The sequence below is a fragment of the Rheinheimera metallidurans genome, from assembly GCF_036983985.1.
Taxonomy (GTDB): domain Bacteria; phylum Pseudomonadota; class Gammaproteobacteria; order Enterobacterales; family Alteromonadaceae; genus Alishewanella; species Alishewanella metallidurans.
The window spans coordinates 380,343-398,929 of record NZ_JALAHQ010000002.1 but is presented as its reverse complement, the minus strand read 5'-3'; the positions used below and the strand labels follow the sequence as shown (position 1 = coordinate 398,929).

Here is an 18,587-nt window from a genome sequence, read left to right as displayed (position 1 = left end):
AAATTTAAAACTATAACTCACAAAGTCTAGCATACAGGCTAGTAAATTGTATAATTCTGAAAAAAGGTCGATATCAGAAGGAATTGATATGTCGAGTACCGCTAAGTTGTCGGTAATTCACATAGTTAGTAGTTTAAATGTTGGTGGTGCCGAACGATTTGTTATTGATTTGTGTCAAGAGCAGTTAGCGCAACATATTACTCCGGCTATTTTATCCTTTGGCAGCGTGCAGGATACGTTAGTGGATGTTTGTGATACTAAACAGATCCCTCTCACCGTTATAAAAGGCAAAAGTTGGCAGGAACAAAAGCGTCGGCTGGCGTTGTTATCCGGTTTTGACGTCATTCATATTCACTCGCCCGCAGTACTAAAAAGCTTGGTTTTTCATTTGTTTTTTTTACGCCACAAGCGGCTTATTTATACCCGTCATGGTGCGTTGCCACTAGATAAACTACACTGGGTAATCGTGCATCGCATTGCTCGTCACTTTATTAATTATGTCACCTTTGTTTCAGCAGAAGCGAAACAAAATTTTGGTTACCATGCTTGGCACAATGTACCGCATTTAGTTATTGATAACGGGGTAGTACTGCCATTAGCAAACGAGATTTTTAGTAACAACAATAGTATATTAAAGCTTGGTTCGGTTGGTCGCATGGTTGGCTTAAAAGGCCAAATTAGTTTACTAAAAGCAGTGTCGCAGTTAAGTAAAACCCGGCAACAGCAAGTTGAGCTACATTTTTTTGGCGATGGAGAACTGCGGGTCGAGCTTGAAACTTACGCCGAGCAACACGTCAAAGCAAAAACGGTCTTTCACGGTGTAGAGATAAATAGAGAAAATATTTATCCACATATCGATGCTCTAGTGGTTACCTCTAGTACTGAGGGTTTATCTATGGTGATTTTAGAGGCTATGGCCTATGGCAAGCCAGTTATTGCCACTAACGTTGGTGGCAACCCCGTGTTAGTAAAACCCGAACAAACCGGCTGGCTGTATGAATATAACGATATTTCGGCGTTAGCTGAGTTAATTACTAACGCCGTTAATGAACCGCAACTCTTGGCTAAGTTTGGTTTGCAAGCTAGAGAATGGGTAGCTGAGTATTATTCTTTAGAGCGCACAGCCACTTGTTATCAAGAGCTATATCGTGCGCTCTAGCATACCGCATTGCTGGCACTGGCTTAGGTTATTTTCGCTTGCTATTGTTCTATCTATTGCAGGTATGGCTTATTGGCCGCAATGGCTCTGGCTTGAATGGCTTAAATTGTTATTACTCTATGGACCTGCGTGGTGGTGTTTCGGGCTACTTATACCGTGGGTTATAGGTTGGCGCTCGGTTGGGGTATGGCAGTTTTTGATGTTAGCGCCGGTGCTAATGATCTGCCTAAAGCTGCTTGATTTCAGTTGGCCGTCGCAAAACACCAAACACCCCGCAAATCTAATTACATTATCAGCGAACTTAGGAAATATGAGTGACGCTGAAAGTTTGGCTCGGCTATTAGAGCAACACAATGTTTCTATAGCATTATTTCAAGAGGCGAAACCAGAAAAGCTTAAAGCATTGCCAATAAAAAGCTGGCAAAAGCATTGCGAAGCTGGACTATGCATTGCAAGCAAACTACCTTTTGAGATTGAGAGGGCGGTATCACGCAATATTTTTCAAGGTTATGGTAACTTTGCTCAGTTTTATCGCATTAGCTTGGCCGATAACAGCTTTTTAATCGCTAATGTGCATTTTGAAACGCCGCGCTCAGCGTTAGAGTCAGTATTAAAATTAGGGCCAAATAGCGCAGCAATGCGCATTTTACAGCAAGACCGAGCATTACAGGCAACGATAATTAGTGAGTGGGCGCAAGCTGAAACCTTGCCATTCATTATTGCCGGTGACTTTAACATGCCGGTGTTGTCGCCAATTTATCAGCAGTATTTTTCTATGCTAGGTAATGCATTATCAGAAAAATCACAGCATGTGGTGAAATATACAAAATTCACCCGTTGGCATGGTATTCGTATTGATCACCAGTTGTATCGGGGCGCACTTTCCCCTTTAAGTGCTGAAGTGTTTAACTTACCAGGTGCCGATCATCGGCCGGTGTTGGTTAGATGGAGCAACTAACATGCGTTATATAATATGTATTCTAGTTTGTTGTAGTTATTTGATGGTGCCTAAGGTTCAGGCTGAGCCGAGATTATGGGGGCCTGAGCATGTTGCTGGCAAAGTTGACACTGCTTGGTATGTAGAGCCTATGGTGCGCTACGCGAATTATATTACCAACGCGGAGCTACTTGCCGCAGATAATATTGCGCCGGATAAAGCCAGCCAATATTTGTATGACAGGCCAAGGGCACTGTTCCAGCTGTACTTATTAACCGGTAACAAAAAATGGCGAGCGCAAGCAATTAATGCTAGTCAATACTATATTGCGCACCTTAACGATGACGGCTATTTTTCTCTTATCGAAAATAAAGATATTAAATACTCAATGCCCAGAGGGCTATTTTACTATTATCAATTAACGGGTAATACCGAGGCTAAAGACGCAATTGATCGCATTTACACTGCGTCATTAAATTGGAAACCAAGTTATTCAGGCCAAGGCTTTTGGACCGAGCGTAACCAAGCTGCTGCGCTTGAAGCCGCGCTCACCTATTATGAGTTAACAGAAGATAAAGCTGCGCAACAACGTGTTGAAACTATTTTAGCAGCGACACTAAAAATGACCATGCAACCTGAGGCTAATTGGCCGCAACGTGGCTGTCCGCAACACAGTTTTAAATCTCACGAGGGTGGTGCTGATCAATCTGCAGTATGTTCACCGTGGATGTTGGCATTGCTTGCCGACCCAATCTGGCGATACAGCCAAATAACGGATTCAAAAACTGCGATACAACTGTTACAACAGTTTGGCCGATTTATCGTCGAGCATGGCACTTACGTTGGCACAAATAAGTTTTCTGGTCAGTATCTACCAAAATATCTCGTGGTGTTTGACAATAAGCAAATGGAGGATATTAATCCATGGAATGATGTTCAGCACAGTTGTGACGTCGCCGCGCTCCTAGGTAAAGCCTTGTATGTTTCTGACACGATATCAAAGCACGAAAAAACAGTGTTTTTGTCGCTACTGGAACCGTGTAAAAGCAAGTCAAACAAACTAAATGATAATAAACTCTACTGGCAAGTGCGTCCGGCTCGTAAATTTGGCTGGGAATATTCAACCACTAGCGACTTACCTTGGTTAGAGCTAGCAATTTTAAGGCGATAGCGTTATACATTTAACATTGAGATTAAAACACTAAACGTTGCAATCGCGTTATATAAAGTTGTAATGGCAGCCACAGAAAAGGAAATCTTGTGCTAACGTTAACTCAGTTGGTTATTTTTCAGAATATAGACGCATCTATTCGGCACAGCATCGCAGGTGAGAGATGAAATATCTTAAGTTCATGCAAAAAGTACCTGTGCTAAAACACCTAATCAACAAGACAATATCTCATCTTGCTAGTAGTGATGCGAGCTCAATAGCGAATCACTTTTCACAATTTTTGCGCACAGAATTAGCGAGTAATAATGAACTTAAAGCCGAAGTATTTAATATTCGCCACCAAGTTTATTGTGAAGAGTTACATTTTGAAGACGAAAATACCAATCGACTGGAACAAGATGAATTTGATAGTCACTCTTATCATAGCTTAATTCGCCATGTCACAACAAATAGAGTAGCGGGTACAGTAAGGCTAATTACTGCTGAGCAAGATACCGATCAGTTACCAATAGAAGTGCACTGTATGCACGCAATAACTGATCTTGATATTACTCCGGCATCGTTTCCTCGAAATGAAATTTGTGAAATCTCGCGTTTAGCGGTGCCCGAAACTTTCCGACGCAGAAAACTTGACCAATTTCAAGGCGCGGCAACTGGTGCTATTAATGAAGTGCTTTTTTCTGAACGCGAGTTGCGTTGTTTTCCTTATATCGCTATTTGCTTGTATTTGTCGGCGGCATTAATGGCATTACATAATAATAAAAAACATTGTTTTGTGATGATGGAGCCACGGCTAGCAAGAAGCCTTACCTTTGTTGGTATTGTATTTAAACAACTTGGGCCACCTGTTGAGTACCATGGCAAGAGAGCGGCGTACTATATAAATCCTGAGATGTTCAGAGAAAATTTATCTGAGGGTTATATTAAGTTACTCGAATCTATAGAACGTGAATTGTACCCAAACGAGCAGGCTCGCCGGTTAAAACGAAAATTCTTTAAATTTACTTGGGGTTTGCGGTTTTCCTAATCAATATCGAGAGCTTCCTATGGCCTGTTCCCAGTTTAATGCTGCGCTAGCTGCATGGCAGCAACTGCTTGCTGCTGAGCAAGTAGTGATTGATACACCGAGTATACGTAAAGCTGAAACCGCTACCTTTGCTACGACATCTAGCGTACTGGCAGTACTTTATCCAGAGCGCGATCAGCTCGCCGCGTGTTTAAATATAGCCAAGCAATATAAGCAACAGCTGTATACCATTAGCTCAGGAAAAAACTGGGGTTATGGCTCACAGGTGCCAGTAAGTTCAGATAGCGTTATTGTTAATCTTAGTCGCCTAAAGCGAATAACTAATTATGATAAAAAGCAGGGTGTTGTAACTGTAGAGGCGGGCGTTACTCAGGCTGAGCTGGCGCAGTTTTTACTTGAACAAGGTGACAAACATTGGATGGATTGTACCGGTTCTAGTGCAAGTTGCAGTGTAGTGGGTAACACAGTGGAGCGAGGGTTTGGACATACTGCTTACGGTGAACATGTTAAGTACGTGTGTGGTATTGAAGTAATGTTGGCTAGTGGGCAGGTTATTAAAACGGGCTTGCATCGCTTTAATGACGCTAAAGCTGCGGGTGTTTATCAGGCCGGTTTAGGCCCAGCGTTAGACGGGTTATTTTTTCAATCGAATTTGGGCATAGTGCTAAGCATTACACTATGGTTAATGCCCAAGCCAGAGTGTTTTTTGGCATTTTATATTTCAACTGAGCAAGACATCCTTGAACAGCTAGTTGAAAGCCTATGCCAATTAAAACGTCAAGGCTATCTAACCAGCTTACCGCATATCGCCAATGCGTTTAGAGTATTGCCAGGGTTGCAGCAGTTTCCTGCTGACGTAGCCGCAAAGCAGACATATCCATTACCTGAGCAAGATTTAAGCCGCTTAAAAAATCAATGGCAAGTCGGACGTTGGAACGTCTCTGGTGCTCTGTATGGCACAAAGGGGCAGATAAAGCTGGCCAAAGCTGCGTTGAAAGCACATTGTCGGCGCTTTAACAAAACACAACTTAATTTTATTAGTGATACTTTGTTGAGTTTAATTGAAAAATATCAATGGCTGCTGTCAAAGTTATTACGCCGAGATATGGCCAGAGTGCTAGCCGTGCTTAAACCTGTACATATGATGATGCAAGGCAAGCCTAGCGATAATTTTCTGGCTAGTGCTTACTGGCGGATGCCGACATTACCAGATAACGACTTTAAGCTTGATCAAGATGGCGTCGGGCTAATTTGGTGTGCCGTGGTCGCTCCCGCTGATGGTCAATGCGCACGTAATATCGAAACCATAGTAAGCAGGGTTTTAACCTCGTTTGGTTTTGAAGCTGGAATAACCTTCACTTTACTAAATGAACGTTGCTTAGACGCCGTAATTAGTATCGGTTTTAACCGCCAATCAAATGATGGCATCGATTGGGATAGCAAAGCGCTAGCATGCCGTCGCCAATTGTACGAGCAGTTATTAAAAGAGGGTTTTTTCCCCTATCGACTAGATATAAATATGACGCAATTTATGTCTGAATACAGCTCGTTAGAGTATGAAAATGTACTACAGCTATTAAAAAACACCTTCGATACCGACAACATATTATCGCCTGGGCGTTATATAGCCACTCAATAACTGTAGGTATTTTTTACACTTACATTTTACCCAATACAGAAGCAAGCGATAAGTTATTGTTAAAAAACGATTTTTTGTTTTGGCACGGTAGCTGCATAATGCTAGGAGTAGTGTGTGTTAGTGTTACACGCATAATTATAATAAGTTAAGTAAAACGGAGATGTCATGAAATCAAGAGTAGGTTTTTTGGTAACAGCACTTGGAAGTGCAGCTTTATTAGCGTGTAGTGCGTCAGTATCGGCAGCAGCATTTAGTATTACATTTGAAACCTCTAGCGGTTGGTTAGCTGACGGTTTAACTTACGATGGCTACGCACCTAAAACTCGTCAAAAAAACGGCGTAGAAACAATACATAATTGTGCAGCTGGTGCAACTAATGCGTTAAATGGTTGTGGCTTAGAGTTTTACGACGCCTCTGCCGGAATTAATGATGCTTACACCTCTGTCAACTGGGGTACTCCGCGTGTTGCGGGTCAGCCTAGCGGTTTAGATATCGTATCGTATAATGGTGTGTTAGACGCTGATGCTGGTTGGGTTGACACCGGTATGATCACGCACCGTAACCGTCAAGTAGTAGCGGGTACTAAAACATTAGCTGAATTAAACTTATTCACTATGTTTGATATTGTTAGCCCGTTTATGGCGCAAACTGGTTCGGTGTTTGGTATAAACTTTACTGAAACATTTAACGATCAAGGCGGTTACTGTAATCCAGATATACAGTTTTCAACTACACCATGTGATGATTACTTCAACATTTCTGGTATTCCGGTACCAATTACCTTTACCTTTGGTGGCCAGAAATACGTTATTGAATTCCGCTTATGGGGTGATGTGAATACTGGTTTTGTAATTGATGACAACATGCTACGTACGGCAGAAAATTCTGATAACAATTTATTTGTACAAGCTCGCTTAGTAACTGTACCAGAACCAGCTACCATTGCTGTGTTAGGTTTAGGTTTATTAATGCTAAGCGGCCGTCGTAAAAAAGCGTAATAAAACGAATACTAAAAAGGCCAGCAGTTTGCTGGCTTTTTTGTATTATAAGGTAAGGTAAAGCTACAAGATAATAGATCTATGTCATAGCATATTAAGGGTTTAATAAGATGAAATTATCTGCTTTAACTTTAGAGACCATTGGCAACCGCGTTGTAATGAGCTGGAAAGCAGATAACCGCGCACTTCAATTAACCTTCAGCGGCACTGAACGTAGCTTGCCTGCAGCTGCAGATGCTGCATTTGCTAGTTGTTTAATGCCAGCCATGCTGCTTGGTGAAGAATTAACCGTTGATGAGAGCTTTAATGTTAGTAAAGCGCTACTAAGCAACTTAGCGCAGTTTCAGCAGTATTTTGTGTCTTGGTTTGATGATTTACAATGGGTCAACATACTCATTCCCGAACAACAGCTGCACGACAATACTGTTGCGCCAAGCGATAACGCCGTATTTTATTCTGGCGGTGTCGATGCAAGTTATTCATTTTTTGAACTAAAAAATAATATTAATCATCTTATTTTTTGTCTTGGTTTAGATATCCAATTAGGTGAGCATGAACGTTGTGAAAAAGCACTAAGTGCAGCACAACAGTTTGCGCTGCATTATGATAAAAACCTTATTGTAATGGAGACAAATTTTAGAGACGCTTTTCCTGAGTTATCAGCAAAACGCTGCCAAATAGTTTTGCTTATCAGCTATAGCTTGGCGCTAGGCCTTTGTAACTTATATGTACCCGCTAGCCATGATGCGCGCGAACTAGAACCCTTTATTACTCATCCTTTGACTGACCCCTTATTGTCAAATGCCCTGACCAATGTCATTCATCATGGCATGATCAGTCGGATGAAAAAAACTGCAGCTATTGCTAACTCTGATCAAGCATTAAATTATTTAAGGGTGTGTAATGCATCTAGCCAATTTAACTGCGGAGAGTGCGAAAAATGTTTACGTACCATGGCTGCACTTGCAACTCTTGATAAACAATCTGCGGCGTTGCCCGTGTTAGCGCCAAGAAAATTACGTGCAGTGCAAATATGGACGCCGGGCATATACCATATGTGGCAAGATATTTATGACAGCGCCGTGCAAAACAATAAGGCCGGGTTAGCAAAAGAAGTTGCTAAGCTTTGTAAAGCTTACGACAGGAAACAGCTACTGAAGCAAATTAAAAAGCAGATTGCAGTAATAATAACGGATTTAAAATTACGCTTATTAAACTCGAAATAGCCAAGAAACGTCCATTTATTTTACAAATGTGCAAATTTTTCCCGAGTGTGATTTAACAAGTATATAATAATATTGATAAATTAAAACTGGTCTAGTATATGCACCTTTAATGCTGTACCAGTCGTGAAGTGCAGTATTAGGTGGCTGGCATAAACCCAATAACAAATGGAGGCGTTATGAACAGCAAAAAATCTTTGCTCGCAACCGTTGGAGGTTTAGCATTACTCAGCGGTAGCGTGCAGGCAGCATTAATTGGCTCATTCGACTTTGCTACAGCAAGTGGCTGGTTAGCCGATGGCACTGCGACAACGTACAATTCACAAACCAATACTTCAGCAAATTGTAATTCTGGCGCATTACCTGGCGTTAACGCCTGTGGCTTAACTTTTTCTGGCGCGCAAGAATTAGGTCCTGATGGTTATACTACGGTTGATTGGTTTAGTAATGGTGGCGCAGGCCCAAGTGGCTTAGATATTGCGTCCATTTCAGATACATTAATGACGAATGGAGGCTGGGTAAATACCGGTGAGATTACGCATAGAAATTATGTCTTACCGTCTCCGGCAACCACGCTTAGAGATTTGAACCTACTGTCATCTTTTCAAATTGTATCGCCGTTTGTCTCGGCACCTGCGTTTGGTAATTTTGGTATTCAATTTACTGAAACCACGAATACTAACCCTTGCCCAGCACCCAATCCATTAGGTTCTGTTTGTGATGATTTTTTTGAGATCTCTGGTTTACCAGCACCACTTAGCTTTACTATTGATGGTTACACTTACAATATAGAATTTCGTTTATTTGGTGGTGTAGGTTTTATTGTTGCTGATAACACGCTTTATACTCGTGAGTCGGCAACGAATAATTTGTTTGTGCAAGCTAGAGTAACCGCTACACAGGTACCAGAACCAGCAACACTTGGTATTTTAGGTTTAGGTTTATTACTGTTAAATCGTCGTAAACTTATTAAATAGTTAGTATTTACTAATTGAAAGCCACCGCATTGCGGTGGCTTTTTTACCGTTATTATAAGCCCAACTTCTTAATTAGCGCCGATACTTTCGCGGCCTGCTCAGTGCTATCTGCCAGTTGTTCTAGCAGATTTTTTGCCTTTTCTTTATTGCCTGTCTTTACTAGCGCTTCAGCATAATGCATTTGCACTTCTGGGCTATTTGGTCGAGCTTTAAGTGATGCTTCAAACATGGTTTTTGCTTGTTGAGCATCATCAGTATCTAGCAAAATTTTTCCGTAGGTGTCTAATACGTCAGGATGGCTGGGTCTAAGTTCGTAGGCTTTCTTTGCATATTTTAACGCGCTTTGGGTTTCGCCTTTTTCAAGCATTAACCATGCGAGGTTATTCAGTGCTAGTACATTATCGGGTTGCTCTTTAAGCATGGTTTCATAGGTTGTTATAGCAAGTTCAGCGTTTGTTGTTAAAGATAGCTGTGCCAGCATTGCTTGTAATGGCGGTGCATCACCTTGCAGCTTAATATGCTGCTCAATAAAGCTTATACCTTTGTTGGCGTTGTTTTGGCGGCCGTATAACTCGGCAAGAAATAAAGCCGTTTTGATATGCGGTTGTTTGGTATAACTTTGCAATAATATACGTTCTGCGTCGTCATACTTTTGTAATTTTGCTAACGCTTTACCAAGAAAATACAGAACTTCGGGTCGTTGCTGTATTGGATCAGGCAGTGTGTTGTTGTAATTAATCAGTTGTTGATTAAAATTACCCTCATCTAACATCTGTAATTTTATACCAATAAACTTTAAATGCTCAGGTTGCGTTAGTAATAGTTTATCAGCAATTTTAAGTGCCGCCTCGTAGTCCTTATTTGCATATAGCGTTTGCATGTAGGCTTGCGCGGCCATATTTGAATTTGGCTGCCTAGTGTACCAAGCTTGTGCACTTTGTAATGCTTGAGCTGGGTTGTTAAGACGCAGTAGCGAATCAATTAGATAAGCCCAATGTGCGGGCAACCAGTCTTTTTGCCCGACTTTAATGCTGTTTAGCAAATCTAACGTGGCTTTATAATCAGCAGTACCGTGTTTAAGTGTGGCTAAGGTTAGTGTTAAATTGTAATTCTGTGGCTCGGCGCTGTGAGCTTTATTTATGCGCAGGGTTGCGTCGGCTACATCACTTTGACGTTTGCTAAGTGCCAGGTATTGCTCTAACGCTTGGATATTTTGCGGTTCGTCATCCAATAACGCTTGAAATCTTTGTTGTGATAGTTTCGTATTACCTTCTTCAGCTGCCAGTGAGGCCTGCAGCAAACGTGCAAGACTGTTTTTTGGGGACGTTGCTAACACTTGATCTATTTGCTCAGCAGCGACTTTTAGTTGGCCACTGATTATTGCGATATAGGCCTTCATGTTGCGGCCTGCGGTGCGATGCTCCTCATCAGCTATCCACTCGTCAGCTAATGCCATTGCTTTGGTGTATTCTTGTTGTTTTACATAAGCACTTAACAATAATACCCTTGCTTGATCGCTCTCTGGGTCTAGTTGCAGCGCCTGTTCAAGTGAGCGTACCGCAGTGTCACGTTGACCTGACATTCTAAGTTGAATGGCACCAAGTGTGGTCAGTTCGTTAGCTGATAGTGGTTCGTTAGTGCGGTATTGGGCTAATAAATTTTGTGCCGCTTCAACACTGCCTTGTTTGGTCAGTTCAAAAGCGGTAGCAGCAAGCAGCTGAATGTCAGACTGTTGCAACTCTTTTTCTGACAGAAGCTGTTGTGCAACATCGGTGTTGCCCGCGTTAAGCATTAATTTAGCATACAAATTTTCAATGCTTGGATAGCTGCTTAATGTGTTTTTAATAGTCTCTAAATGATTTAACGCAACGTTTTCTAGCTGCAAGTTAACTGCAATTAATGCCGCGAGTATTCGCGCAGGTGGCGTACTAAAGCCGTTACTAATTGCTTTATCAATATAGTCTCTGGCTTTGGGGTAGTCTTTCTTGTCATAGGCAACAATAGCACTAAAATAATTTACTAAGGGTTGCTGAGGCACTTTTTTAAGCAAGGGTTGTAGCATTTCATCTGCTTGCTTAAGTTGACCGCTTTTCACATAGGACTGGGCTAATAGTAATTGGGGCAATAAGTGATAAGGCTGTGCACTTGAGTATTCTTCAAGTAGTGCAATAGCACCTATGGTGTCGTTCTCGGTTAGCGCTAATTTACTTCTTATATAAATAGACTGCAAATATAAAGGTGACGCTGCGGGGATTGCGGTTAAATGCCGCTTTACATCATCGAGCTCGTTTTTGGCTAAAGCTTCAAAACCGTTAGCAAAATTAGCCACGTCCTCTTGCTCAGATAGTGCTAACTGTTTAAACAAGATCGTTGCATTTTCTGTACTACCTAGTTCAGCTTCGGCTAACGCTTTATATATCAGTAAGTAATCTTGTAGTGGTTTTGGGTAAGCTTGAATGTTGTCAGTTAGCTCTAAAATACTGCTGTAATTAGTATTCAGATATAAAATGTTGATATAGTCTTGAATAAATTTTTGATTATTGTCGCTGTATTCACTAGCGCGCTGATATTCTTTAATCGCATCGTCTATTGCGCCGGCTTTAACATAGAGCTCAGCTAATGCTAAGCGGTAGTCTGCACGTTTAGGATCTTGCTGTAATGCCGACTTTAGCTCGACTAGAGCACTATTAAGTTGATCGTTAGCTAAGAATTTTTGCGCGGCTTGAAAGTGTTCTTCGCTACTTTTTTGGCCACATGCAGTTAGAGATAGGCCGATAATAACTGCAGTGCTAAGTCTGGTGAAGCGTTTCATATCCCGTTCCTTGTGTTGATATAGTTATCCAGATATTTCTTTGGCAGTAATGCCAAATTGAATTACAACATCTCATTATGCTAATGATAACGTATTAATGTTAGCTTCAATATTTACTGAGAGGCTAATTTTTAATTCTTAACGTTATTACTATAACGTTTTAATATTGCCACCTCGTCACGACATTGAACACTTTTACAGTAAACAAACTGCCAATGTAACGCAGAGGTTGCATCAAGCTTGAGCGCCTGTTTTATGCGATTACGTTTATATTCTTTAATTGATCCGGTAGGTTGACCGTTAGCCTCATACCAGTATTGTAATAATGCTGTGTTGCCACTGCCATCACTTAACCAAAGTAGCTGACTATTGGCTGTTAGCTGATTGTTTGTTTTATGCCAGCTGTTGGGAATAAGTTTGTTTAGATAATAATCGGCGCGGTCAGCATCATGTCGTCCCGCAAATTTATAGTGCTCTATTATCACGTCAATACCATTAATTTGTATGTTTTCGCGCTGCTTTTCGCTGTATGACGCAATAGCTGCCGCAGGGGTAGTATTGGTGTCTACTTCAGTAATTTCTGCGACGCTATAATCGAATAGAGGATATTGCTGCATGACTAGCTTTAATGAAATACCAGATACAATTAGGCTACTGACAATGACAACAAAAACGCCACGCCCCGGAAGTTTTAATGGCACGTAAGCTTGTTCTTTGGTTTCTGGTAATGGCTCGAGCTTACCAACGATATAAAATAAAATAATAATAAAGGGTATATATAAAAACCACCCGAACATATTGTGATCTTTTACAATTGAGCTTTGCATATCGGTGTAATAGCCAATAAGAATAATAAGCACGATACGAATGCCATTTACCACTATAGCCCCAACGATGGCAAACAAGGTAACCAGCAACATATTGCGCAATTTGCGTAAGTGCAGATGACACAGCAGGGTGCTAAGAGCTAGAGACACAATAAAATAGCGTAGGCCGCTGCAACCTTCAGCAATCTCAAAAACGCCCTGAGGAATTTGAATAAAATTGCCGTCAACAAATATAGGGATATGGGTTAATTGCATACAAAAGGTGGTAATAAGTACAGCAATATATTGCAATGGCGCAACTAAGCTGCCCCAAAATGGCGAAATAAACCATAATAATGCCAGAGGCACTATGAAGGCAGTCGAAGGTTTAAGTAGGCTACAAAATAACAGAATAACGTATAGCGGAAAAATAAGCCGAGTTAAGCTAATTTGCTGTGCAGTAATGCTAATGGCTAATACCAAAGCCAAGGTGATAGCCGCGATAAGATAAACTACATTAAATTTTATTTTTAAATTATTGCGTTGCTGCCAAAGCAAGGTGGCAATAACAAACGGCATTAAGTAAGCATGTGAGTAAGTGCCATCATCAAAGCTGTAGGTGCGCCAATCAGAAATAATTTGCGGATAAAGAAAAATACTGTAGCTTAAAAATAATATAAGTAAAAGAAACAAGGTATTAGCATGCTTAATGGTCATCCATGACACTCCGTAACGGCTATTCTCTGGGGCGCAATAAAACGTCGTCTCGCGTTTTATCCGAGTTTGACGTGTAAGCCATTAATAATCAACTGTTGGTTGTAACGCGTGCTTTCGTTTATACTCTGTGCTCGCTTAAGGTTAAACTGAGCAGAACAAGCGTTAAAACTCTGTAAAATTGCGAATGGATGCGTAATACATGAAACTATACCCACAATTGCTTCGTGGTGTCGTGTTGCCTGCTATGGCAATGGTAAAGGAAAAACCATTATTAGGTTATCTTAACCAATATACCGACAATCTAAAACTCAGCCCAGAGTCGCTAGAACGTTTGCAATGGCAAGCATTAAGCAATTTGTTAAAACATAGTTTTGATAACTGTGCCTATTATCGAACGCGCTGGCAACAAGCCGGAATAGATGATATTCGTACTGTGGATACACTTGCTCAGTTTCGCCAATTACCGGTGCTCACCAAAGACGACATTCGCCTTAACTACGACGCAATTAAAGCTAAAAACTTTCAAAATAATATCGTTAAGTCAACCGGTGGCTCTACCGGGCAACCTCTTACTATTGAATTAAACCTAGACAGCAATGTGAGGCGAGAAGCAGTTATGTGGCGCGGCTACAGTTGGCTTGGTGCTGGGTTAGGGGAGCGCACATTATATTTGTGGGGCGCAAGTATTGGTCAGGCGTCATTGCCCCGCAGAATAAAAGAGCAAGTTTACCATTGGTTGTATAACCGTAAGATGCTGAATTCGTTTTCAATGTCACCAGAAAATATGTCGCAATATGTTGCGCAAATGAATGCCTATCGGGCAGATGCTATGGTGGCCTACGTTAATCCGTTGTATGAACTGGCGCAATATATATTAGAGCACAAGATCCCCGTGCATAAACCTACTAGTATCCTTACCGGCGCTGAGCCACTTTATCCTTATCAAAGAGCGGTAATTGAGCAAGCATTTAACTGCAGTGTTTATAATACCTATGGCTGCAGAGAAGTGATGCTAATAGCGGCCGAGTGCCAACAACGTAAGCAGTTACACATTAATAGCGATCACTTAGTGGTAGAAACGATTAATGAGTTTGGTGCAAATGTTGTTGGTGAGAGTGGCGATGTGCTATTAACCGATTTATATAACTACGGTATGCCACTAATACGCTATCAAAATGGCGATAAAGCAACGCTACATAGCGGTGCATGTGAATGCGGTAACCCTTTACCTATTATGTCCAGCGTCGATGGCCGTAAACTCGATGTTATTAAAACGCGCTCTGGTAAATTAATACCAGGTGAGTTATTCCCGCATTTATTCAAAGAGTTTGTTAGTATTTATAAGTTTCAAGTGCGGCAAAACCAACTTGATGCCATTACTATTAGTCTTGTTACTAAAGTCGGGGTTAGTGATGCTGATAAGAATGCGATAAGTAACGAAATTAATCGCTACAGCAACGGTGAGCTTGCTATTACTTTTGAGATTGTTGATGAGATACCTCTGACAATAAGTGGTAAGTACCGGGTAACGGTATGCGAGGTTTAAACTAATGTCGCCGCAACGATTAGTTATTATCTCTAATTTATATCCGCTGCCGTGGGAGCTGGGGCGGGCGAGCTTTAATCGTCAGCAATTTGCTTTGTTGGAGTCAGAATACGAGTTATCAATTTTGGTGCCGGTAAGCTTTATTGATTGGTTTAAGCATATTAAACAGGTTAAGCAAACTAAACACTTACGCTATGTGCCGTTCTTTTTTACGCCCAAAGTTGGCAGGCGTTTTTATTCGGTTTCAATGTTTTTATCACTATTATTGCACTCAGGATTCTGGCTTAAGCAGCGAAAGCCCGATGTTATGTTGGCTAGTTGGGCGTTTCCCGATGCTGTTGCAACCAGTTGGTTAGCTACGTTATTTGGCTGTCGATTTTTTTTCAAAGTACATGGTTCCGATATTCATTTACATGGCAATGTTAAAGCAAGAGCGAAGCAGATAGTTAGCGCGGCAAACAAAGCTCAAGCTATTATTTCTGTATCAGAAGAGCTACGTAACCATATGATGACAATGGGTATTGCCGCCAAGAAAATTCAGGTTGTGTATAATGGCGTTGATCATGTGTTGTTTAATCACGAGTGCCAGCGTGAAATTAGTGCACCATACTTACTTTTTGTTGGTAATCTAAAGCAAGATAAAGGCGTGATGGAGTTGCTGCAGGCGTTTACGGCATTAGCACCGGCATTTTCGCCATATGTCTTAGTGATAGCGGGTGCGGGTGTAATGCAAGAACAAATGCTGCGCTATATTGGTGAACAAGGTATAACCGGGCGCGTTATGATGCTTGGCAATGTTGCGCATGCAAAATTGCCGTCATTAATGCAGCATGCAACGTTAGTTGTGCTGCCTAGTTATCATGAGGGTGTGCCTAACGTGCTGCTCGAGTCTATGGCTGCCGGCACGCCAGTGGTTGCCACTGCGGTTGGCGGTATACCCGAGATAGTAAAACCCGATGTTACCGGCTTTTTAGTAACGCCCGCTAATGTGCTTGATTTAACGGCTGCTTTGGAAACGGCATTAGGTAAATCTTGGGATCATCAGGCGATACGAGAGCACGCGTTACAATTTAATTGGCAAAAAAACAAAAGCCAAATGAAGCAGATATTAGGTTAAAACGCCAGTGTAATATAGTGTATAACCACGGCGTATGCCCGTTGGTGAGTGGTTGCTAATAAGCCAAGGTGGCGATAAATGAAGACGGAGACAACAATTAATGCCGGTTAGTGACATTTCGCAGCGACTCAGAAAGCTGATCCCTCAAACTATTTTGCGGCGAAAATACTCGCCTGCGCAAAAAGCGTTATATTTAACCTTTGATGACGGCCCACATCCTGATGTTACGCCAAAATTACTTGCTTTGCTTGACACCTTTAATGCTAAAGCTAGTTTTTTCCTGATTGGTGTAAATGCAAATCAGTATCCAGAACTGGTGCGCGAAATAGCACAGCGTGGTCATACGGTAGCGAATCATAGTTATCAACATCTGTTGTTACCGAAATTAAACCTCCAGCAGCAATTAGATGAAATAAATCAAAGTAAGCATATTATCGAATCAATCTTGCAACAGCCTTGCGTGTTTTTTCGTGCGCCAAGGGGAATGTGGACGGTACGAGTACTAATGTCGTTACGGAAAATGGGCATCAAAGCCGTACATTGGAGCCGTGATTCTTTTGATTATAAAAAACTGGCACCGAGAGAAATAGTTAAAAATTTGCTAGATAAACCCGTAATAGCCGGCGATATTGTGTTGTTTCACGACGATGCTGATTGTTGTATTGATGCTTTAGCAGAGTTAATTCCTACGTGGCAGCGCCAGGGATTTCAACTTAAGCCATTGGAGTTCTAATATGAATATTCTGTTTCATCATAGAACACGAGGTAAGGGCGCAGAAGGTGTGCATATTATGGGTGTTACCAATGGCTTACGCCAGCTAGGGCACACTGTACACTTATTATCACTGCCAGGTGCAGACCCTGAAGCTGCACCAGCACCGACTGCAGCTGTTGATTCTGTTGTCGCCAATACCAAGGCTAAACAAGGCAGCCCAGTACTTCGCTGGTTATTCGATTTAACCCGTTATGTGCCAGAAGCGGTGTTCGAGCTATTTGAGTTGGCTTACAACTTACCTGCACTGTGGCGCTTGCGTAAAGAGGTTAAAAGTAAAGATATTGAACTGATTTATGAGCGCTATTCTTTGTTTATGTTTGCTACGGTGTGGTGGGCAAAGCGCAATAGTAAACCCATAATACTTGAGGTCAATGATTCCTGCTTAGTGCATCGAGTGCGTCCGCTTTTTTTCACCGGCATTGCGCGCAAAATAGAAGCGTGGATTTTTAAAAATGCGACTGGTTTAGTATTTATTTCTGGCCACTTTCAGCAGGTCGCGTTAACCGGACACCAACAGATTGCACCTTCGGTTATCTCGCCTAATGCCGCTGATTTAACACAATTTGTATTGGATGATTGCGGCGCTAAAAAGTTAAGACAACAACTAAATATCGATGACAAGGTGGTGCTAGGTTATGTTGGCGCCTTTGTACACTGGCATGGTATTGACTGGTTTGTTGATTTAATGGTCGAACGAATTAAAGACTATCCACAGTTAGTTTTGTTATTAGTGGGCGATGGTGTTAGTTTCGAACCAATTAAACAGCGTATTGAACAGGCGGGTGTTACGTCGCAAATTATTCTTACTGGGCGTGTCGATCATAAAGAAATTGCCACCTATATTGGTGCTATGGATTACGGCATTTTGCCGGATTCAAACGACTACGGTTCGCCGATGAAACTGTTTGAGTTTATGGCAATGGCTAAGGGGATGGTTGTTCCTGATTTTTCTCCCGTTGCCGAAGTAGTTGAAGATAATAAAACCGGTTGGTTGTTCCCCGCCAATGATAGGCAGGCGTGTATAGCGCGTACCCTTGCGTTGGTGAGTGATAAACAACAGCAACATCAGGTTGGCAAAAACGCTCGTACCTTCATTGAGCAGCATCGTCAGTGGACGCACAACGCAGAACAACTGTTAGGGTTGTTGCCTTGATGAACAACCTAAAAGCAGATTTAAAGCGTAAGCAGCAAATATTTAAACAAGACGGTGCTGACGTCAGTATGCTAAGAATTATTATGGCAGACGGCACCTGTGCCAACATACTGTATCGCTTAATGCGTTGGTTTATGTACATTCGTCTGTCGCCGTTGGCCTATGTTTGTTATCAGCTGAATAAACTGTTAAATGGCTGCGTTATTGGTGTCGGTACAGATTTCGGCCCAGGGTTAGTGCTAATGCATCCTATTGGCGTAGTAATAAACTCTAAGGTACGTGGCGGTACGAATATTACTATTGAGAGCGCTGTTGTCATCGGCGACGACAAAGGCCGCTCACCCCAACTAGAAAATGATATTTTTATTGGTACCGGTGCAAAAATAATCGGCCAGGTACATATTGGTAATAACGTTAAAGTAGGTGCGAATGCCGTAGTGACTAAGTCTGCTCCAGATGGTGCGACTATGCTTGGTATTCCAGCAAAACCGTATTTACGCTGAATTAATATAAGGAAGGCAGTATTACC

15 protein-coding genes are annotated in these 18,587 nt (G+C 41.7%); 13 read left to right on the top strand and 2 right to left on the bottom strand.

Annotation, left to right across the window (positions count from 1 at the left end; genetic code table 11):
• The first annotated feature begins 88 nt into the window (after positions 1-88).
• The 8 genes from MN199_RS07200 to MN199_RS07165 all read left to right on the top strand — a co-directional run bounded on the left by MN199_RS07200 (position 89) and on the right by MN199_RS07165 (position 9,132).
• Entirely contained in the window at positions 89-1,159 is a 1,071-nt protein-coding gene (locus MN199_RS07200) for a glycosyltransferase family 4 protein (RefSeq protein ID WP_335738902.1), read from the top strand.
• A gap of 64 nt (positions 1,160-1,223) precedes the next feature.
• On the top strand, positions 1,224-2,117 hold the full coding sequence (locus tag MN199_RS07195; protein ID WP_335739193.1) for an endonuclease/exonuclease/phosphatase family protein: 894 nt from the start codon (positions 1,224-1,226) through the stop codon (positions 2,115-2,117).
• Position 2,118: 1 nt separating this feature from the next.
• Complete coding sequence (locus MN199_RS07190) at positions 2,119-3,267, top strand: glycoside hydrolase family 88 protein (protein ID WP_335738901.1); 1,149 nt, start codon at positions 2,119-2,121, stop codon at positions 3,265-3,267.
• Between the two features lie 163 nt (positions 3,268-3,430).
• Positions 3,431-4,294, top strand: coding sequence for a PEP-CTERM/exosortase system-associated acyltransferase (locus MN199_RS07185; RefSeq protein ID WP_335738900.1), 864 nt, complete (start codon positions 3,431-3,433; stop codon positions 4,292-4,294).
• Between the two features lie 19 nt (positions 4,295-4,313).
• A complete protein-coding gene (locus tag MN199_RS07180; protein ID WP_335738899.1) occupies positions 4,314-5,933 on the top strand; it encodes an FAD-binding oxidoreductase in 1,620 nt (539 codons plus the stop codon).
• Between the two features lie 165 nt (positions 5,934-6,098).
• Positions 6,099-6,932: a THxN family PEP-CTERM protein gene (locus MN199_RS07175; protein WP_335738898.1), complete on the top strand. Its 834-nt coding sequence runs from the start codon at positions 6,099-6,101 to the stop codon at positions 6,930-6,932.
• Positions 6,933-7,042: 110 nt separating this feature from the next.
• Positions 7,043-8,158: a hypothetical protein gene (locus tag MN199_RS07170; protein WP_335738897.1), complete on the top strand. Its 1,116-nt coding sequence runs from the start codon at positions 7,043-7,045 to the stop codon at positions 8,156-8,158.
• A 176-nt stretch (positions 8,159-8,334) separates the two neighbouring features.
• A complete protein-coding gene (locus tag MN199_RS07165; RefSeq protein WP_335738896.1) occupies positions 8,335-9,132 on the top strand; it encodes a THxN family PEP-CTERM protein in 798 nt (265 codons plus the stop codon).
• 52 nt (positions 9,133-9,184) lie between these two features.
• Here the strand turns inward: MN199_RS07165 and prsT are convergent, their stop codons facing one another.
• On the bottom strand, positions 9,185-11,944 hold the full coding sequence (gene prsT / locus MN199_RS07160) for an XrtA/PEP-CTERM system TPR-repeat protein PrsT (protein WP_335738895.1): 2,760 nt from the start codon (positions 11,942-11,944) through the stop codon (positions 9,185-9,187).
• A gap of 131 nt (positions 11,945-12,075) precedes the next feature.
• On the bottom strand, positions 12,076-13,467 hold the full coding sequence (gene xrt / locus MN199_RS07155; protein ID WP_132583847.1) for an exosortase: 1,392 nt from the start codon (positions 13,465-13,467) through the stop codon (positions 12,076-12,078).
• A gap of 199 nt (positions 13,468-13,666) precedes the next feature.
• Here xrt and MN199_RS07150 point away from each other — a divergent pair, with 199 nt between their 5' ends.
• The 5 genes from MN199_RS07150 (at position 13,667) to MN199_RS07130 (ending at position 18,561) form a co-directional block, all read left to right on the top strand.
• Entirely contained in the window at positions 13,667-15,013 is a 1,347-nt protein-coding gene (locus tag MN199_RS07150) for a phenylacetate--CoA ligase family protein (protein ID WP_335738894.1), read from the top strand.
• Positions 15,014-15,017: 4 nt separating this feature from the next.
• A complete protein-coding gene (locus MN199_RS07145; protein WP_335738893.1) occupies positions 15,018-16,130 on the top strand; it encodes a glycosyltransferase in 1,113 nt (370 codons plus the stop codon).
• A 100-nt stretch (positions 16,131-16,230) separates the two neighbouring features.
• Positions 16,231-16,863 (top strand): polysaccharide deacetylase family protein, encoded by a 633-nt coding sequence (locus MN199_RS07140; RefSeq protein ID WP_335738892.1) that lies wholly within the window; start codon positions 16,231-16,233, stop codon positions 16,861-16,863.
• 1 nt (position 16,864) lies between these two features.
• The gene (locus MN199_RS07135; protein WP_335738891.1) at positions 16,865-18,058 is read left to right on the top strand and encodes a glycosyltransferase; all 1,194 of its coding nucleotides are present in this window, start codon (positions 16,865-16,867) and stop codon (positions 18,056-18,058) included.
• Positions 18,058-18,561: a serine acetyltransferase gene (locus MN199_RS07130; RefSeq protein ID WP_132583837.1), complete on the top strand. Its 504-nt coding sequence runs from the start codon at positions 18,058-18,060 to the stop codon at positions 18,559-18,561. The genes MN199_RS07135 and MN199_RS07130 overlap by 1 nt, the downstream gene beginning before the upstream one ends.
• Positions 18,562-18,587: the final 26 nt, after the last annotated feature.